The 406-nt window shown below is 62.8% G+C and carries 1 protein-coding gene; it reads right to left on the bottom strand.

Translation table 11 applies throughout. From position 1 onward, the window contains the following. Positions 1-117 precede the first annotated feature (117 nt). On the bottom strand, positions 118-406 hold a 289-nt coding region (locus AC5RWX_RS34385; protein WP_494100592.1), incomplete at its 5' end, for an alpha/beta hydrolase.

Raw genomic sequence — 406 nt, 5'->3', positions numbered from 1 at the left:
AGCTAAGGAAGCACCGCATGATATCCCCGGCTGAACCGGGCGCTTCATGCAAGATTCAACTGTAATAGAGTCCCGGCGCCCGGGTCAAAATGGGCGGGACCAAACGGGACGAGGTCTTCAGCACACTGTGTTGTCGGCGGGAACCTTACCGCTGACAAGGTAGGTGTCAACGGGGTCCTCGATGCAGCTGTTGGACCGGCCGTAGGCGGTGTGGCCCTCGCCTTCCCAGGTCAGCAACGCGGCGTTGCCCAGTTGCTTGCGGAGCGAAGCGGCCCACTCCACAGGCGTGGCAGGGTCGCCGGTGGTGCCAATAACAACAATGGGGGACTCTCCGGTGTATTCGACGGGAGCCGGTGTGCGGACGTTCTTGTATGGCCAGTCGGCGCAGTTGGTGCCGCCGTAGGCG

Source organism: Arthrobacter sp. SPT-J7 (genome assembly GCF_059089965.1).
Note: the sequence above shows the minus strand (reverse complement) of the source record. Positions and strands in the feature narration are given on the sequence as shown.